At 65.8% G+C, this 17,852-nt stretch carries 13 protein-coding genes; 7 read left to right on the top strand and 6 right to left on the bottom strand.

Annotation, left to right across the window (positions count from 1 at the left end):
* The first annotated feature begins 4 nt into the window (after positions 1–4).
* Positions 5–1,372 (top strand): NAD(P)-dependent oxidoreductase, encoded by a 1,368-nt coding sequence (locus ACGLHT_RS17210; protein ID WP_137164376.1) that lies wholly within the window; start codon positions 5–7, stop codon positions 1,370–1,372.
* The gene (gene preA, locus ACGLHT_RS17205) at positions 1,373–2,647 is read left to right on the top strand and encodes an NAD-dependent dihydropyrimidine dehydrogenase subunit PreA (protein WP_025339796.1); all 1,275 of its coding nucleotides are present in this window, start codon (positions 1,373–1,375) and stop codon (positions 2,645–2,647) included.
* 178 nt (positions 2,648–2,825) lie between these two features.
* On the opposite strand, the gene ACGLHT_RS17200 is transcribed toward preA, so the two are convergent.
* The 6 genes from ACGLHT_RS17200 to gnd form a co-directional block, all read right to left on the bottom strand.
* Positions 2,826–3,446 (bottom strand): TetR/AcrR family transcriptional regulator, encoded by a 621-nt coding sequence (locus ACGLHT_RS17200; protein WP_025339797.1) that lies wholly within the window; start codon positions 3,444–3,446, stop codon positions 2,826–2,828.
* A 157-nt stretch (positions 3,447–3,603) separates the two neighbouring features.
* A complete protein-coding gene (locus tag ACGLHT_RS17195) occupies positions 3,604–3,891 on the bottom strand; it encodes a HigA family addiction module antitoxin (RefSeq protein ID WP_025339798.1) in 288 nt (95 codons plus the stop codon).
* 15 nt (positions 3,892–3,906) lie between these two features.
* A complete protein-coding gene (locus ACGLHT_RS17190) occupies positions 3,907–4,185 on the bottom strand; it encodes a type II toxin-antitoxin system RelE/ParE family toxin (RefSeq protein WP_025339799.1) in 279 nt (92 codons plus the stop codon).
* A gap of 116 nt (positions 4,186–4,301) precedes the next feature.
* Positions 4,302–6,098, bottom strand: a complete 1,797-nt coding sequence (locus tag ACGLHT_RS17185; RefSeq protein ID WP_274078704.1) for a glycoside hydrolase family 15 protein — start codon at positions 6,096–6,098, stop codon at positions 4,302–4,304.
* A 144-nt stretch (positions 6,099–6,242) separates the two neighbouring features.
* A complete protein-coding gene (gene zwf / locus ACGLHT_RS17180) occupies positions 6,243–7,748 on the bottom strand; it encodes a glucose-6-phosphate dehydrogenase (protein ID WP_137164378.1) in 1,506 nt (501 codons plus the stop codon).
* Positions 7,745–8,767, bottom strand: coding sequence for a phosphogluconate dehydrogenase (NAD(+)-dependent, decarboxylating) (gene gnd, locus ACGLHT_RS17175; RefSeq protein ID WP_170978902.1), 1,023 nt, complete (start codon positions 8,765–8,767; stop codon positions 7,745–7,747). The genes zwf and gnd overlap by 4 nt, the downstream gene beginning before the upstream one ends.
* Before the next feature lie 164 nt (positions 8,768–8,931).
* Between gnd and ACGLHT_RS17170 the strand changes: the two genes are divergently transcribed.
* The 5 genes from ACGLHT_RS17170 to ACGLHT_RS17150 all read left to right on the top strand — a co-directional run bounded on the left by ACGLHT_RS17170 (position 8,932) and on the right by ACGLHT_RS17150 (position 17,847).
* Positions 8,932–9,099, top strand: a complete 168-nt coding sequence (locus tag ACGLHT_RS17170; protein ID WP_015270996.1) for a DUF6026 family protein — start codon at positions 8,932–8,934, stop codon at positions 9,097–9,099.
* A gap of 594 nt (positions 9,100–9,693) precedes the next feature.
* Positions 9,694–11,253 carry a glycogen synthase GlgA gene (gene glgA, locus ACGLHT_RS17165; protein WP_075045668.1) on the top strand — a complete coding sequence of 520 codons (1,560 nt, stop codon included), beginning with the start codon at positions 9,694–9,696 and terminating at the stop codon, positions 11,251–11,253.
* A 14-nt stretch (positions 11,254–11,267) separates the two neighbouring features.
* Positions 11,268–13,010 (top strand): malto-oligosyltrehalose trehalohydrolase, encoded by a 1,743-nt coding sequence (gene treZ / locus ACGLHT_RS17160; RefSeq protein ID WP_137164380.1) that lies wholly within the window; start codon positions 11,268–11,270, stop codon positions 13,008–13,010.
* A complete protein-coding gene (gene malQ / locus ACGLHT_RS17155) occupies positions 13,007–15,076 on the top strand; it encodes a 4-alpha-glucanotransferase (RefSeq protein ID WP_137164381.1) in 2,070 nt (689 codons plus the stop codon). The genes treZ and malQ overlap by 4 nt, the downstream gene beginning before the upstream one ends.
* Positions 15,073–17,847 carry a malto-oligosyltrehalose synthase gene (locus ACGLHT_RS17150; protein ID WP_274078701.1) on the top strand — a complete coding sequence of 925 codons (2,775 nt, stop codon included), beginning with the start codon at positions 15,073–15,075 and terminating at the stop codon, positions 17,845–17,847. Before malQ ends, ACGLHT_RS17150 begins: the two co-directional genes overlap by 4 nt.
* Positions 17,848–17,852: the final 5 nt, after the last annotated feature.

Genomic DNA, 17,852 nt, shown 5'->3' with positions numbered 1-17,852 from the left:
AACCGTGATCGACGCCCTGAACCACTTGCCGCGCCCCCAGGCCGGCGCCGACCAGCTGGCCGAGCGCTTCAGCGACCTGGCCCCACCCCTCACCGCCCGCCAGGCTGCCGTCGAAAGCGCACGCTGCCTGTATTGCTATGACGCCCCCTGCGTCAACGCTTGCCCCAGCGACATCGACATCCCGTCGTTCATCCACCGCATCAGCGACGAAAACCTGCAAGGCGCCGCCGAGCGCATCCTCTCGGCCAACATCCTCGGCGGCAGTTGCGCACGCGTCTGCCCGACCGAAATCCTTTGCCAGCAAGCCTGCGTGCGCAACAACGCGCAGGAATGCGCACCGGTGCTGATCGGCCAGCTGCAGCGCTATGCCCTGGACAACGCCCAGTTCACCGAGCACCCGTTCCAGCGCTCGCCGGCCACTGGCAAGCGCATCGCCGTAATTGGTGCTGGCCCCGCCGGGCTGTCGTGCGCCCACCGCCTGGCCATGCACGGGCATGATGTGGTGGTGTTCGAGGCCAGCGACAAGGCCGGTGGCCTCAACGAGTACGGCATCGCCCGCTACAAGCTGGTGGACGACTACGCCCAGCGTGAAGTGGAATTCCTGCTCGGCATAGGCGGCATCGAGATCCGCCATGGCCAGCGCCTGGGCAGCAACCTCGGCCTGGGCGAACTGCGCGATCAGTACGACGCAGTGTTCCTCGGCCTGGGCCTGAATGCCGTGCGCCAGCTCGGCCTGCCGGATGAAGAGGCCCCCGGCCTGCTCGCCGCCACCGCATACATCCGCGAACTGCGCCAGGCCGACGACCTGAGCCAGCTGCCCCTGGCCGACCGCTGCCTGGTGATCGGCGCCGGCAACACCGCCATCGACATGGCCGTGCAGATGAGCCGCCTGGGTGCCCGTGACGTCAACCTGGTGTACCGCCGTGGCCATGCCGACATGGGTGCCACCGGCCACGAGCAGGACATCGCCAAGGCCAACCAGGTACGCCTGCACACGTGGGCCCGCCCCGATGCCGTGCTGCTGGACGACAGCGGCAAGGTGCGCGGCATGCGCTTTGCCCGCACCGAGCTGGCAGACGGCCGCCTGCGCGACACCGGCGAAACCTTCGAGCTGGCCGCCGACGCCATCTTCAAGGCCATCGGCCAACGCTTCGACGAAGCCAGCCTCGGCGACCCGGTGGCCGCACAACTGGCTCGCGACGGCGAGCGCATCCGCGTCGACGAAACGATGCAAACCAGCCTGCCGGGCGTATATGCCGGCGGCGACTGCACCGCCCTGGGCCAGGACCTTACCGTCCAGGCGGTGCAACACGGCAAGCTGGCCGCCGAAGCCATCCATGCCCAACTCATGCTCAACGTGGAGGCTGCGTAAATGGCCGACCTGTCCATCGAATTTGCCGGCATCAAGGCACCCAACCCCTTCTGGCTGGCCTCAGCACCGCCAACCGACAAGGCCTACAACGTGGTCCGCGCCTTCGAGGCCGGCTGGGGTGGCGTAGTGTGGAAAACCCTGGGCGAAGACCCGGCGGCAGTCAACGTGTCGTCGCGCTACTCGGCGCATTACGGCCCCAACCGCCAGGTGCAGGGCATCAACAACATCGAGCTGATCACCGACCGCTCGCTGGACATCAACCTGCGCGAAATCACCCAGGTGAAGAAGGACTGGCCCGACCGCGCGCTGATCGTGTCGCTGATGGTGCCGTGCGTGGAAGACTCGTGGAAGTTCATCCTGCCGCTGGTGGAAGCCACCGGGGCCGATGGCATCGAACTGAACTTCGGCTGCCCGCACGGCATGCCGGAGCGCGGCATGGGTGCTGCGGTCGGCCAGGTGCCGGAGTACGTTGAAATGGTCACCCGCTGGTGCAAGACGTACTGCTCGCTGCCGGTGATCGTCAAACTCACGCCGAACATCACCGACATCCGCCAGTCGGCGCGCGCCGCGCACCGTGGTGGGGCCGATGCAGTGTCGCTGATCAATACCATCAACTCGATCACCAGCGTCGACCTCGACCGCATGGTCGCCCACCCCATCGTCGGCGACCAGAGCACCCATGGCGGCTACTGCGGTTCGGCGGTAAAGCCGATTGCCCTGAACATGGTGGCGGAAATCGCCCGCGACCCGCAAACGCGCGGCTTGCCGATCTGCGGCATTGGCGGCATCGGCAGCTGGCGTGACGCAGCCGAGTTCATGGCCCTGGGCAGTGGCGCCGTGCAAGTGTGCACGGCAGCGATGCTGCACGGCTTCCGCATCGTCGAGGACATGAAGGACGGCCTGGCGCGCTGGATGGACCAGCACGGGCACCGCAACATCGAGGCGTTCCGCGGCCAGGCGGTGGGGCATACCACCGACTGGAAGTACCTGGACATGAACTACAAGTCGGTGGCGCACATCGACCAGCAAGCATGCATTGGCTGCGGGCGCTGCCACATTGCCTGCGAGGATACTTCGCACCAGGCGATTGCCAGTACGCTGAAGGCAGATGGCACGCATGCCTACAGCGTGATCGAGGAGGAATGCGTGGGCTGCAACCTGTGCCAGATCACCTGCCCGGTGGAGAACTGCATCGAGATGGTGGCTCAGGATACCGGCAAGCCGTACCTGAACTGGACGCAGGACCCGCGTAATCCCTACCGCGAGGCCAGTTGAGGCAGATTGCTGCCCGGCCCATCTGGTGCGGTTCGTGTAGGAGCGGCCTTGTGTCGCGATCGGGCCGCAAAGCGGCCCCGGCAATTTGCGCTTTGATGCAGAAAACCGGGGGCCGCCTTGCGGCCCGATCGCGACACAAGGCCGCTCCTACAAAAGCCGCGTCAGCCTGGCTCTCGGTTCAAGGCTCCAGCCCGATCCCCCGCAAGATCACGCTGGTCACCGTCTGCACGGCATTTTCAAAGGCCATGTCCGACAACGCCTCCCCGCCATTGAGCAACGTCACCTGGTAACCAAAGTCGGCATAGTGCTGGGTCGAGGCCCAGATCATGTACAAAAGCGCCGACGGTTCCACCGGCAGGATGCGCCCCTCCTCCACCCAGCGGCGGATCTTGGCTTCCTTCAGCTTGGCCCAGGGCACCAGGCTTTCATCCAGGTTCACTCCCAGCACCGGCGCCCCATGCAGCATCTCTTCGGCCCAGATCTTCGAGCCCAGCGGTCGCGAGCGCGAGTGGCCCATCTTCGCCCGGATGTAACTGGTCAGCACCACGCGCGGGTCGTCGAAGTTCTCGAAGCACAGCGCGTCCTGCTTCCACACATCCAGCAGGTCCTGCAGCACCGCGCGGAACAGGTCGTCCTTGGTGCTGAAGTAATAATGCAGGTTGGAACGCGGCAACTCGGCGTGCTCGGCGATATCACCCATCGAGGTGGCGCCGTAGCCCTTCTCGGCGAACACCTTTTCCGCCGCCTGCAGGATCTTCTCGATATTGCGCCGGCGGATTTCGATCTTGTGGTTGGCCATCAGGCTTGGGCCGTCCACACCGCAAGCTCATAACCGTCTGGGTAGATGAAATTGAACTCGATGTTGTCGATCTGCCGATCAGTACCGCGAATGCCCATGTGTGCTCCGTGCCGAAGGGGTTTGCCCTAGTCTACCCCGGTCGTTTCACACTTTTACATCAGGCGGCCTGAAACAACCGGGTAATCACAGGTTGCTGTCGGTGACGCGCCTGCCAGATATCGTAATCAGCCTGAATGGCCAACCACAACCGGGCGGTGCTGATTCCAGCCATCTCCAGGCGTATTGCCAAGTCTGGAGACATCGCCGCGCGACCATGCAATACCCGCGAAAGCGCTTCTCGAGAGAACCCAAGATGCGATGCGAAGGCTTTCACCGTCAGACCTAACGCGGGCAGAACATCTTCACGCAAGGTTTCGCCTGGATGTGGCGGATTGTGCAAAGGCATGCTCAGCTCTCCTATTCAGTGGTAATCAAGGTAATCGACCAGTTCGACATCCGAACCCACGAAGCGAAAGATCAGCCGCCAGTTACCAGAGACACTGACTGACCAGAAGTCCGATAACTCCCCTTTGAGCGGATGCAACTGCCAGCCTGGAACGCTCAAATCTTGCGCAGACATGGCGCAATCAAGAAACTGGAGTTGCCGCTTCAAGCGCTTTGCGTGAGAGACCTGGATCCCTCGGGTGTTGCCCGTTTCATGAAAAATTCGCAGTCCCTTGTGTCGAAAACTGATGATCATGGGTAGCTCGCCGTGTCCATTTGGGAGACGAGCCAAGTGTGACCCCATGCATCACACGAAGCAAAGTATCATGTGTGACGCAATGCGTCACACATTAATTACCGAAGGATGCGACTCTATCCACAACTCGCCCGATCACGCACCGGGCACTGTGCGCGGTGCAGGTTCAGTGCGGTGTTGATGATGCCGATATGGCTGAACGCCTGGGGGAAGTTGCCGAGCATGCGCTGGCCCGCCGGGTCGTACTGTTCGGCCAGCAGGCCAAGGTCGTTGCACAGGCTGGTCAGGCGTTCGTACAGTGCCTGCGCTTGTGCCTGGCGGCCCAGCAATACATACACATCGGCCAGCCAGAACGAACACACCAGGAAGGTGCCCTCCCCGGGTGTCAGGCCGTCGCTGCAGCGGTCACTGTCATAGCGCAGCAGCAGGCCGTTTTTCAGCAGGCGCTGCTCGACCTGTTCGAGCGTGCGCAAGAAGCGTGGGTCATCCGCCGGCAGGAAGCCGGTCAGGGCGATGTGCAACAAACTGGCATCCATCTCGGTCGAGCCATAGGCCTGGACGAAAAAGCGGCCGCTGGGGTCCAGGCCCTGCGCGCACACTTCACGACGAATCTCGTCAGCCACCTGGCGGTAATGCCGCCCGCGCTCGCGGCCTTCCTCGGTGGTGTCGGCCAGCCCCGCGGCACGGTCGAAGGCCACCCAGGCCATGACCTTGGAGTGCACGAACTGCTGCCGACCGCCGCGCACTTCCCAGATGCCCTCGTCCGGCTGGCGCCAGATGCGCTCTACGTAAGGCAGGATCGAGCGGGCGATGGCGGCGCTGCGCGGGTGGCGGGGCAAGCCGCCCTTGATTGCCTGGGTCATGGCATCGGCAAGTTCGCCGTAGATGTCCAGCTGCATCTGCGCTGACGCTGCATTGCCCACCCGCACCGGTTGCGAGTGTTCGTAACCGGCCAGCCACGGTAAGGTGTATTCCTGCAGGTCGCGCTCACCGGCCAGGCCGTACATGATCTGCATCTGCTCGGGGTTGCCGGCCACCGAGCGCAACAGCCACTCGCGCCAGGCCTGGGCTTCGTCGAAGTAGCCGAGGTTCATGAAGGCCAGCAGGGTCATGGTCGCGTCGCGCAGCCAACAGAAGCGGTAGTCCCAGTTGCGCTCGTGGCCGATGCGCTCGGGCAGTGAGGTGGTGACGGCGGCTACGATGCCGCCGGTGGGCGCGTAGGTCATGGCCTTGAGGGTCAGCAGCGAGCGGCGCACCAGGGCGGAGTATGGGCCCACCTGTGGGCAGCGGGCGGCGAAGGCCTGCCATTGGTCGATGGTCTGCGCCAGCGCTTCGTCGCTATCACAACCGGGCTGCACTGGCAGGTGCGAGGGCTGGTGGCGCAGGCTGAACACCTGACGTTCGCCCGCGCCAACGCGAAAGCGCGCGACGGTGTGCTGGTCACGGGCATGCGGGGGGACGGTGCTGCACAGGATCAGCCGGTCGGGGCCGGCGACGGCGCTGAGGGTCAGCGGGTCGAGCCGTTCCACCCAGGGCACGCTGCGGCCGTAGTCGAAGCGCATGACCAGGTCCATTTCGAAGTTGGTTTCGCCAGCGAGGCCCTCGACGATGCGCACCAGCGCGTTGGCCTCGCCCAGCGGCATGAAGTCGAGCACACGGGCGCGGCCGGTGGCGGTGACCCAGGTGGTTTCCAGCACGAGGGTGTCGTCCAGGTATTGGCGGCTGCTGTGTTCGACCGGGTCGCAGGGGGCCAGGCGCCAGCGGCCGTTTTCCTCGTTGCCCAGCAGTGCGGCGAATACCGCGGGGGCGTCGAAGCGTGGCAGGCACAGCCAGTCGAGCGAGCCATCGCGGCTGACCAGGGCGGCGCTGCGGCAGTTGCCCAGCAGGGCATAGTCTTCGATGTGGGCAGGCATTGGGGCTCCTTTGTGTGGTTGCCTGTGACGGCCTCTTCGCGGGCATGCCCGCTCCCACAGGTGCACCACAGCCCGTGAAGGCGGTGCAATACCTGTGGGAGCGGGCGTGCCCGCGAAAGGGCCGGCACAGGCTCTACAAAAAACTCACCCCAAGCGGTGCCACTCGCGCTTGTCCCGCGCCAGCAATTCATTGCCGGCCTCGGGCCCGTCTTCACCGGCCGGGTACTCGTGCACCTCGCCGCCCTGGGCCCAGGCATCGAGGAACGGCTGCACCGCGCGCCAGCCGTTCTCGATGTTGTCAGCCCGCTGGAACAGGGTCTGGTCACCGGTCAGGCAGTCGTAGATCAGCGTCTCGTAGCCGGTCGCCGGGGTCATCTTGAAGAAGTCCTTGTAGGCAAAGCCCAGCTCGACGTTCTCCATCACCAGCTCCGGCCCGGGGCGTTTGGCCTGCAGGTCGAACCACATGCCTTCGTTGGGCTGGATCTGGATCTTCAGGTAATTGGGCTTGGGCCGCTCCAGCTCCGACTCGCGGAACTGCGCATAAGGCGCCGGCTTGAAGCAGATGGCGATTTCGGTATCACGCACGCTCATGCGCTTGCCAGTGCGCAGGTAGAACGGCACGCCAGCCCAGCGCCAGTTGTCGATCATCACCTTCAGCGCCACATAGGTCTCGGTCTGGCTATCCGCCGCGACGTTGGCCTCGTGGCGGTAGCCGGGCAACTGCTTGCGCCCCTGCTTGCCGGCACTGTACTGGCCACGCACGGAGTTTTTCAGGGCCATCTTCACCGACCATGGGCGGATGGCGCCGACCACCTTGGCCTTTTCGCTGCGCACGGCATCGGCGGCGAACGCGGCCGGGGGTTCCATGGCCACCATCGCCAGCAACTGGAACAGGTGGTTGGGCACCATGTCGCGCAACGCCCCGGTGCTGTCATAGAACGCACCACGGGTCTCGACGCCGACGGTTTCCGCGGCGGTGATTTGCACATGGTCGATGTAGTGGTTGTTCCAGAACGATTCGAACAAGCCGTTGGAGAACCGGCTGACCAGGATGTTCTGCACCGTCTCTTTGCCCAGGTAATGGTCGATGCGGTAGATCTGCCGCTCGCCCATCACCTTCAGCAGGCAGGCGTTGAGCGCCTCGGCGCTGGCCAGGTCGGTGCCGAAGGGCTTTTCCACCACGACCCGGCGAAAGCCGCCGGCCGATTCGTCGAGCAGCCCGGCCTGCCCCAGCCGCTGCGCCACTTCGGGGAAGAAGCGCGGCGAGGTCGCCAGATAGAAGATGGCGTTGCCGTGGCGGGTTGTGTCGATGCGCCTGGCGAGGGCCTGGTAGGTGGCCGGGTCGAGGAAATCGCCGGTCTGGTAATCCAGGCGTTTGGCCAGGCGTGCCCAGAGCTTCTCATCCAGGCACTTGGCCGTGCCCTCGCCACCTTTGTCACGCTCGACCATGAACGCATGCAGGCGCTCGGCGAATTCCTCGGCAGTGGCCGGGTTGTGGTCGACACCGACGATGCGCAGGTTGCGGTCCAGCAGGCCGTCACGGCTGAGGTTGTAAAGCGCCGGCATCAGCAGGCGCTTGACCAGGTCGCCATTGGCGCCGAACAGGAACAGAGTACATGGCGGAGCGGCCGGAATGCTCTGTTTGGTCATTCGGCTTTTTTCTCGACGTGGCCACCGAAGCCCAGGCGCATGGCCGAGAGAATCTTGTCACCATAGGTGCCTTGCTGCTGGCGCGAGCGGAAGCGGGCGAACAGCGCGCTGGACAGCACCGGTACCGGCACCGCCTGCTCGACGGCGGCGTCGATGGTCCAGCGGCCTTCACCACTGTCGGACACCGAGCCACTGAACTGCGACAGCTGCGGGTCAGCCACCAGCGCATCGGCGGTGAGGTCGAGCAGCCACGAGGTGACCACGCTGCCACGCCGCCACACTTCGGCGATTTCGGCCACGTTCAGGTCGAAACGCTGGTCTTCCGGCAGTTCGTTGCCGCCCTTGCTGCGCAGCAGGTCGAAACCTTCGGCATAGGCCTGCATCAGGCCGTATTCAATGCCGTTGTGCACCATTTTCACGTAGTGCCCGGCACCGGGTGGGCCGGCGTGGATGTAGCCGTGTTCGGCACGCTGGTGCTCGCCGCTGCGGCCATGGGTACGCGGGATGTCACCCACGCCCGGGGCCAGCGCCTTGAACAGAGGCTCCAGGCGCTCGAACACGTCCTTTTCGCCACCGATCATCATGCAGTAGCCACGGTCCAGGCCCCACACACCGCCCGAGGTGCCGACGTCCAGGTAATGCAGCCCGCGCTTGGCCAGCTCGGCGGCGCGGCGCATGTCGTCCTTGTAGAAGGTGTTGCCGCCGTCGATGATCGCATCGCCCGGCTCCAGCAGCTCGGCCAGCTGGGCGATGGTCTGCTCGGTGGGCTCGCCGGCGGGCAGCATGACCCACACCGCGCGCGGTGCTTTCAGCTTCTGCACCAGTGCGCCGAGGTCGTGCGCACCCTGGGCACCCTCGCCCTCCAGGCCAACGATGGCCTCACGGTTGCGATCGTGTACCACGGTGCGGTGGCCGGCGCGCATCAGGCGCCTTGCGATATTGCCGCCCATGCGGCCCAGCCCGATGATTCCCAGTTGCATGAGCCGATGCTCCCCTTTCGAAATAAATGACAACACAATCCAGCTTTTCAGATTAGTCCAGCGAACCGATCGAGGGTTCAGCGACGAACGGCGAGACCACGATAAACAAAAAAGTTCCCAAGACTTGCAAAAGAATTCAGAATGCGCCCGCGTGAAGCGTCTACGCTTTAACTTGTCACCAGCCAAAACCGCGAGGTGTGCTCATGGGTACCTTGATGCCTGCAACCCCAACCCAGACCCTCTATGTCTCCGTGCGCCGTGATGAGCTGCGTAAACTGAAGGACGAACGTGACCAGCTGCGCCAGCAGGTCGCTCAACTGAACCTGCTGCTGGCACAACAGCGCGCTGAAGACAAAGCTGTCAGCCTCTGATTCTACCTTCTTCTTGTGGGGGCTGAATGGCTCCCACCCTGCTTGTCTCTCTCTGAATCCTCTTTTCCAGGCCCGACCTCTTCGCGGGCACACCCGCTCCCACGAAGATTGCGAAAGAGTCCAATATCTGCCTTGCGCCCAACTCTGGTGCATCAGCACTTGAAAGCCACAATTTGGCGCACCATCCCCATCCCCCGTCCGCCCCTTTTCACCTCCGGTCACAAACGCCAACGTTTGCGTCTATTCCGCGGCATGACAATAGTGACCAGCGGGTCACCTTTTTATCTCTTTCTCTCCTACACTCGGGTTTCGGCCCGCCATTTGCTCAACGGAAGAGTGACAAAAAAAAGTCGAACTTTCCGGAACGCGGGCAGGTCAGGAACTAAGTAGGCCAAACGCAAAGGGACTTCCCAGCATCGGCCCACACACCCCAACCAGCGCAATCGCCTTCGGCCGGAATGCCGATCGCGCCGTGCCTGCGCGCACGACCCTGGGGCATGGAACGCACTACGCAGAATCCAGAATCAGAGAGAACCAACACGAAACATCGCCACGGGTGCCAGCACCCGGCCAAGCATAGGGACGGAGAGAAGTATGATCAGTGCCGCTGTCGAGCCTCACGTAGATTCATTCAACCCGGACAACCGCGAACCGCTCACCCCGGACTTCGCCACGACAGGCAAGGCACCCGGCGCCCAGCGCCAGCACAACCGCAACAAGCGCAAGATTTTGTTCGTGACCTCGGAAATCGCCGACCTGGTGAAAACCGGTGGCCTGGGTGACGTGTCTGCAGCCCTGCCCCGTGCCCTGGCGCACCTGCACGATGTGCGGGTGCTGATCCCCGGCTACCGCCAGGTGATGGAAAGCGACAACCCCATCCACATCGTCGGTGAACTGGGTGGCCACGCCGCCCTGCCGCCGTGCAAGATCGGGCGCATGGACATGGCCGACGGCCTGGTCATCTATGTGCTGATCTGCCCCGAACTGTACCAGCGAGACGGCACCCCCTATGGCGCCAACAACGGCCGCGACTGGCCCGACAACCACATCCGCTTCGCCCGCCTGGGCCTGGCCGCCGCCGAAATCGCCGCCGGCGAAGGCAGGATCCACTGGAAGCCCGAAGTGGTGCACGCCCACGACTGGCCCGCCGGCCTGGCTCCGGCCTACATGCACTGGCGCGGGCTGAGTACGCCAACCCTGTTCACAATCCACAACCTGGCCTACCAGGGCGTGTACAGCCGCGGTTGCAGCCCGGAACTGGCGATCCCCGAGCACGCCATGCAGCAAGAAGGCATGGAGTTCTACGGCAAGCTGTCGTTCCTCAAGGCCGGCCTGGCCTACGCCAGCCACATCACCACGGTCAGCGCCACCTATGCCCGGGAAATCACCACCCCGGAATTCGGCTGCGGCCTGGACGGCTTCCTCGCCAGCAAGGCCCAGCAAGGCCTGCTCGGCGGCATTCCCAATGGCATCGACGAAAGCTGGGACTCGGCCACCGACAAGCACCTGCAGCACAACTTCAGCATCAACGACTGGGAAGGCAAGGCGCGCAATGCCCAGGAAGTGCGCGAGCTGTTCAAACTGCAGCCCTCCGAAGGCCCGCTGTTCGCCGTGGTTTCGCGCCTGGTCTACCAGAAGGGCCTGGACCTGACCCTGGGTGTGGCCGACTACATCGTCGAGCAAGGCGGGCAGATCGCGATCATCGGCCGTGGCGAGCCGGAAGAAGAGCAGGCCATGCGCGAACTGGCGCTACGCCACCCGGGCCGTATCGGCGTGCGCATCGGTTTCAACGAGACCGATGCCCGGCGCATGTTCGCCGGCAGCGACTTCCTGCTGATGCCGTCACGCTACGAGCCATGCGGCCTCAGCCAGATGTACGCGCAGCGTTTCGGCTCGCTGCCGGTGGCGCGCAACACTGGCGGCCTGGCCGACACCATCGAGTGCGGCGTCACCGGCTTCCTGTTCAACGAGTCCACCGTCGAGAGCTATCGCCAGGCACTCAGCCGCGCCTTCTATGTATATGGCAAGAAGGACCTGCTGAACGCCATGCGCTGCCTGTCGATGACCCAACCGTTCAACTGGTGCCAGGCCGTGGAACCCTACGCACGCTTGTACGAAGACCTGGTCAAGCAGGCACAGCACAGCCACTACTGAACGGGGAATCGAAGATGCACAGACATGGCGCACACCTGCTGGACGCCACGTCGGCGCGCTTCGCCCTCTGGGCCCCGGATGCGCGCAGCGTGAGCGTGGAACTGGAGCAGCAGCCGGCCATCGAGCTGTTGCCCGACGATGATGGCTGGTTCACCGGCGTGGCCCCGTGCCAGGCCGGTGACCGTTACCACTACCGTATCGATGGTGCACTGCAGGTGGCCGACCCGGCCTCGCGCTACCAGCCCGATGGCGTGCAGGGGCCGAGCCAGGTGGTGGATGTGGCCAGCTATGCCTGGCAACACCCCTGGCAAGGCCGGCCCTGGCACGAAGCGGTCATCCAGGAGCTGCATGTCGGCCTGCTCGACGGTTACACCGGGGTCGCCCGGCAACTGCCGCGCCTGGCCGAGCTGGGCATCAGCGCCGTCGAGCTGATGCCGCTGGGGCAGTTCCCTGGCGAGCGCAACTGGGGTTACGACGGCGTGCTGCCCTATGCGCCGCAAAACACCTATGGCAGCCCCGAGCAGCTGTGTACGCTGGTCGACCAGGCACATGGCCACGGGCTGATGGTGCTGGTCGATGTGGTGTACAACCACTTCGGCCCCGACGGCAATTACCTGCACCAGTACGCCAGCCCGTTCTTCCGCGAAGACCGGCAGACCCCCTGGGGCGCAGCCATCGACTTCCGTCGCCCGCAGGTGCGCGAGTACTTCATCCAGAACGCCCTGATGTGGTTGTGCGACTACCGCTGTGACGGCCTGCGCCTGGATGCCGTGCACGCCATCGACCAGCCCGACTTCCTGGTCGAGCTGGCGCAAAGGGTACGTGCGGCGGTGGAACCCGGCCGCCACGTATGGCTGGTACTGGAGAACGAGCACAACCAGGCCTTCCTGCTGGAGCAAGGCTTCGACGCCCAGTGGAACGACGACGGCCACAATGCCCTGCATGTGCTGCTCACCGGCGAAACCGAAGGCTACTACGCCGACTACCAGCAGCGCCCCATCGACCAGCTGGCCCGCTGCCTTGCCGAAGGTTTCGTGTTCCAGGGCCAGGCCAACCGCCATGGCACGCCCCGCGGCGAGCCCAGCGCGCACTTGCCACCCAGCGCCTTCGTGCTGTTTCTGCAGAACCATGACCAGGTCGGCAACCGTGCCCTGGGCGAGCGCCTGACCCGCCTGTGCCCACCGCAGGCGCTGCGGGCGGCCACCGGGCTGTTGCTGCTGGCACCGATGATCCCTCTGCTGTTCATGGGCGATGACGATGGCAGCTGCCGGCCGTTCCTGTTCTTCACCGACTTCCATGACCAACTGGCCGACGCCGTGCGCGAAGGCCGGCGCGGCGAGTTCGCCCATTTCACCGCCTTCGCCGACCCCGAGCAGCGCCAACGCATCCCCGACCCCAACGCCGAACAGACCTTCGAGGCCTCCCGCCCGCAAGGCAAGGAAGTGATCGCCGGCTGGCACGGCCTGTACCAGCACCTGCTCGAACTGCGCCGCCGCCATGTGATCCCGCACCTGCCCGGCAGCCGCGCGCTGGGCGCCGAAGTACACGGCGACAAGGCCCTGACCGCACGCTGGTGCCTGGGCAACGGCACCACCCTGCGCATCGACCTGAACCTGGCCGCCACCCCGCAGGAGGTCGAGTTGCCCGCGCCGGCCAACCGCCTGTTCGACAGCAGCGACACCCGGCACCCCGATACCCACCTGGCCGCCTACAGCTGCGTGGTCAGCCTGCTTCCCCCTGCCCTGGAGCGCCCATGAGCGAAACCGCCCTGCACCGCCTGGCGACCCGCGTCGGGCTGAGCCGCGACTGGATCGACGCCAATGCCCGGCCCCAGCGTGTCAGCGACGAGGTACTGCGCAACATCCTTGAAGGCCTTGGCCACCCGGCCAGCGATGACGCCGCCATTGCCGCCAGCCTGCGCGCCGTGGACGCTGCCGAAGACAGCGAGCACCTGCCGCCGCTGCTGACCGCCGACCTCGGCCAGCCGCTGGCACTGGCGCGCTACTTCAGCGCCGCCAGCGTCGCGCATTGCACCCTGGAGGACCACAGCGCCCTCACCCTCAGCCTTGACGACCAGGCCCGCCTGCCCGGTGCGCTGCCCATCGGCTACCACCAGGTGGAAATCGACAGCCGCCGCTTCACCGTGGCCGTGGCCCCGCCACGCTGCCACAGCCTTGAAGACCGCGTGCAGCAGCCGCCACCGCGCTGCTGGGGCCTGGCGGTGCAGCTGTACAGCTTGCGCCGCCCCGGCGATGGCGGCTACGGCGACTGCCTGGCCCTGGAACAACTGGCCCGCGCGGCCGCCGAGCGCGGTGCCGATGCCTTGGCCATCAGCCCGATCCACGCCCTGTCGGCCATCGACCAGACGCACTACAGCCCCTACTCGCCCTCCAGCCGCCTGTTGCTCAACACCCTTTACGCCAGCCCTGCCGCGCTGCTGGGCGAGCGGGAGGTGCGCGTGGCCATCGAAGCCTGCGGCCTGGAGCAACAGCTGGAAGACCTGGAGCAAGGCCCGCTGGTTGACTGGCCGCGTGCCGCCAGCGCCCGCCTGCGCCTGCTCGAAGCCCTGTACCAGGGCTTCAGCCAGGGCGACCACCCGCTGCGCAAGGATTTCGACAGCTTCCGCGAAGCCGGTGGCCAGGCCCTGGAGCACCATTGCCGCTTCGAGGTGCTGCAGGCCCAGGCCGTGGAGCATGGCCTGGGCGCCGACTGGCGCCACTGGCCCAAGGCCTGGCACGACCCGTACCACCCGGAAGTGGAGGCCTTCGCCAATGCCTACCCGGCCAAGGTCGAGTTCCATGCCTTTTGCCAATGGCTGACCGAACGGGGCCTGCAACGCGCCCAGGAAGCAGCGCGCGGCAACGGCATGGCGGTCGGGCTGATCGCTGACCTGGCGGTGGGCGCCGACGGTGCCGGCAGCCAGGCCTGGAGCCGCCAGGACGAGCTGCTGGCAGGCCTGAAGGTGGGTGCACCGCCCGACATCCTCAACCGTGCCGGCCAGGACTGGGGCATCTGCGCCTTCTCGCCCGAAGGCCTCAAGCGCAACGGCTACCGCGCTTTCATCGAAATGCTGCGGGCCAACCTCGCCCACGCCGGCGGCCTGCGCATCGACCATGTCATGGGCCTGCGCCGGCTGTGGCTGATCCCGCAGGGGGCCAAGCCCAGCGAAGGCGCCTACCTCAACTACCCGCTGGACGACCTGCTGCGCCTGCTGGCGCTGGAGTCGGTGCGCCACCAGGCAATCATCCTCGGCGAAGACCTGGGCACCGTGCCGGACGGCCTGCGCGAGCAACTGGCGGCCAAGGCCGTGCTGGGCATGCGTGTGCTGCCCTTCGAGCAGACCCAGCCCGGCCATTTCAAGCCGATTCTCGACTGGCCGGACAACGCCCTGGCCACCACCGGCACCCACGACCTGGCGCCGCTGGCCGGCTGGCTGGAAAACCGCGACATCGACTGGAGCCACCGCCTGCAACTGATCGATGCGGCCACCGAACTGCACTGGCGCCACGAGCGGCAGAAGGAGCACGATGGCCTGCGCCGCACCCTAGAGGCCAACTACGGCACGCTGCCGAACAACGACGCGCTGATCGACGCCGCCATTCGCTACGTTGGCCACACCCGCGCACCGCTGGTGCTGGTACCGCTGGAAGACCTGCTGGGTTGCGACGAGCAACCCAACCTGCCGGGCACCACCTCCGGCCACCCCAACTGGCGCCGACGCTTCGCCCGGCCGGTACGTGAACTGCTCGACGACGAAGACGCCGCGCGGCGCCTGGAACTGCTGGCCCAGGCCCGCGAACAAGCCTGGGAGCGTGACCGATGAAAGCGCTGACCGCGACCCTGCGCCTGCAGTTTCACAGTGACTTCACCCTCGATCACGCCGTGCCGCTGGTGCCGTACTTCGCCCAGTTGGGTATCAGCCACCTGTATGCCTCGCCCATCCTCAAGGCCCGCGCCGGTTCGCGCCACGGCTACGACGTGGTCGACCCGACCTGCGTCAACCCCGAGCTGGGCGGCGAAGCGGCGCTGGAACGGCTGGTTGCCGCCCTGCGCCAGCACGGCATGGGGCTGATCCTCGACACGGTGTCCAACCACATGGCCGTGGGCGGTGCCGACAACCCCTGGTGGCAGAGCCTGCTGGCCTGGGGCCGGCGCAGCCCCTATGCAGAATTCTTCGACATCCAGTGGCACTCCAGCGACCCGCTGCTGGCCGGTCAGCTGCTGTTGCCGTTCCTCGCCAGCGACTATGGCGTGGCGCTGAAAAATGGCGAGATACCGCTTGAGTTCGACAAGCACCATGGGCTGCTGCAGGTCGCCCACTACCAACACCGCTTCCCGATCTGCCCGGTCGACTATGGCTGGATTCTCGCCCTCAGCCCGGAGCCGGCGCTCAAGGCCTTGGCCGAACGCTTCACCGCGTTGAACGCATCGGCCACGCCGCTGGCCGACGCCCTGCCCCTGCAAGCCGAACTGGCGCGCCTGGCAGGTGAAGGCGCCGACCTCGAATCGGCCCTGGTGGCTTTCGACAGCCGTAGCGAGAATGGCTTCAAGCGCCTGCACCTGCTGCTGGAGCGCCAGACCTACCGCCTGGCCAGCTGGCGTACCGCCGCCGACGACATCAACTGGCGGCGCTTCTTCGACATCAACGAGCTGGGCGGCCTGCGGGTGGAACGCGCGGTGGTGTTCGAGGCCACCCACGCCAAGCTGTTCGAACTGATCGAGCGCGGCCTGGTGGACGGCCTGCGCATCGACCATATCGACGGCCTGGCCGACCCGCGCGGTTACTGCCGCAAGCTGCGCCGGCGGGTCGATGGCCTGCTGGCACGGCGGCCGTTGAACGCTGCCCTGGAGCATTTCCCGATCTACGTGGAGAAGATCCTCGGCGCCAACGAGCACCTGCACCGCGACTGGCTTACCGACGGCACTACCGGCTATGAATTCATGAACCAGGTTTCGCTGCTGCAGCACGACCCGGCGGGCGAAGCAGCCCTGACCGAGCTGTGGGCCAGTGTGAGCGAACGCCCCGACTTCCCCGAAGAAGTGCGTCAGGCCCGCCACCTGGTTCTCAATGCCAGCCTGGCCGGCGACTGCGAGTCGGTGGCCCAGGCGCTGTTGCAGGTGGCGCGCAACGACCTGATGACCCGCGACCTGACCCTGGGCGCGATCCGCCGTGCCTTGCAGGCACTGGTGGCGCATTACCCGGTGTACCGCACCTACTTCAGTGCCTGCGGGCGCCCGGCAGAAGACGAAGGGTTTTTCCAGCAGGCCCTGGCCAATGCCCGGCAGGACCTGGGCGAAGCCGACTGGCCGCTTCTTGAGCACCTGCAACAATGGTTGGGCGGGCAAGCCTGGCGCAGCCTGCCAGCAGGCCGGGCACGCAAGCAGCTGCGCCACGCCTGCGTGCGCTTTCAGCAACTGACCGCGCCCAGTGCCGCCAAGGCCGTGGAAGACACCGCGTTCTACCGCAGCGCGCGGCTGCTGTCGCGCAACGATGTGGGCTTCGATGCCGAGCGTTTCAGCGCCCCGCTCGAGCACTTCCACAACGAGGCCCAGCGGCGCCTGCGTGACTTCCCCGACAACCTGCTGGCCAGCGCCACCCATGACCACAAGCGCGGCGAAGACACCCGTGCGCGCCTGGCCGTGCTCAGCGAGCGCGGCCCGTGGCTGGCCAGCCGCATGGAACACTGGCGCGAGCTGGCCACGCCGTTGCGCACGCAACTGGATGACGGCCCGGCGCCCAGCCCCGGCGACGAGCTGATGCTGTTGCAGACCTTGCTTGGCAGTTGGCCGCTGGACCTCGACCTGCACGATGACAACGCCCTGCAACAGTACGCCGAACGCATCCGCCAGTGGCAGCAGAAGGCCCTGCGCGAGGCAAAGCTGCGCAGCAGCTGGAGCGCGCCGAACGAAGCATATGAAAACGCCTGTGCCGGCTACATCGACGGCCTGCTGCTGGACGGCGAGAACCAGCAGCTGCGCAAATCGCTGGCCGATGCCGCCCATCTGCTGGCCTGCCCCGGTGCCCTCAACGGCCTGGTCCAGGCCCTGCTGCGCATGACCACGCCGGGCGTGCCGGACCTGTACCAGGGCAACGAATACTGGGATTTCAGCCTGGTCGACCCGGATAACCGCCGCGCCGTGGACTACGCTTGCCGGCGTCGCACCCTGGACGATGCAACGCCGGTAGCCGAGCTGCTGGAACACTGGCGCGACGGCCGCCTCAAGCAGGCGCTGATCGCCCGGGTGCTGGACTGCCGCCAGGCCCATGCCGAGCTGTTCCGTCGTGGCGCCTACCTGCCGCTGACCGTGCATGGCCGGCATGCCGACAAGGTGGTGGCGTTCGCCCGCCTTGGCGAAGGCGAACGGGCCGTCATCATCGCGCCACGCCTGGCCAGTACCCTGCTGGCAGGTGCACCGACACCCCTGATCCCGGCACAGAACTGGGACGACACCCGGGTAAGCCTGCCGTTTGCCTTGTCGCCTGCCAACTCGACGGGACTTTTCCCCAGTGCTGCGGTCAGCTCTTCCAAGGAGCTGATGTTGAGCGCCGTGCTGGCGGAGTTTCCGGTCAACCTGCTGATACAACAATCTTGAGCATC

The organism is Pseudomonas sp. PsB (assembly GCF_043658375.1).
GTDB classification, from domain to species: domain Bacteria; phylum Pseudomonadota; class Gammaproteobacteria; order Pseudomonadales; family Pseudomonadaceae; genus Aquipseudomonas; species Aquipseudomonas putida_Z.
This window is presented reverse-complemented; position numbering and strand designations above follow the sequence as displayed.

Bases quoted from the DNA above. Each gene is read 5' to 3' on its own strand.
- ACGLHT_RS17190 (WP_025339799.1), bottom strand. From the start codon at position 4,185: ATGATCATCAGTTTTCGACACAAGGGACTGCGAATTTTTCATGAAACG.
- treZ (WP_137164380.1), top strand. From the start codon at position 11,268: ATGCACAGACATGGCGCACACCTGCTGGACGCCACGTCGGCGCGCTTC.
- ACGLHT_RS17195 (WP_025339798.1), bottom strand. From the start codon at position 3,891: ATGCCTTTGCACAATCCGCCACATCCAGGCGAAACCTTGCGTGAAGAT.
- malQ (WP_137164381.1), top strand. From the start codon at position 13,007: ATGAGCGAAACCGCCCTGCACCGCCTGGCGACCCGCGTCGGGCTGAGC.
- ACGLHT_RS17170 (WP_015270996.1), top strand. From the start codon at position 8,932: ATGGGTACCTTGATGCCTGCAACCCCAACCCAGACCCTCTATGTCTCC.
- ACGLHT_RS17185 (WP_274078704.1), bottom strand. From the start codon at position 6,098: ATGCCTGCCCACATCGAAGACTATGCCCTGCTGGGCAACTGCCGCAGC.
- ACGLHT_RS17150 (WP_274078701.1), top strand. From the start codon at position 15,073: ATGAAAGCGCTGACCGCGACCCTGCGCCTGCAGTTTCACAGTGACTTC.
- glgA (WP_075045668.1), top strand. From the start codon at position 9,694: ATGATCAGTGCCGCTGTCGAGCCTCACGTAGATTCATTCAACCCGGAC.
- ACGLHT_RS17200 (WP_025339797.1), bottom strand. From the start codon at position 3,446: ATGGCCAACCACAAGATCGAAATCCGCCGGCGCAATATCGAGAAGATC.
- preA (WP_025339796.1), top strand. From the start codon at position 1,373: ATGGCCGACCTGTCCATCGAATTTGCCGGCATCAAGGCACCCAACCCC.
- zwf (WP_137164378.1), bottom strand. From the start codon at position 7,748: ATGACCAAACAGAGCATTCCGGCCGCTCCGCCATGTACTCTGTTCCTG.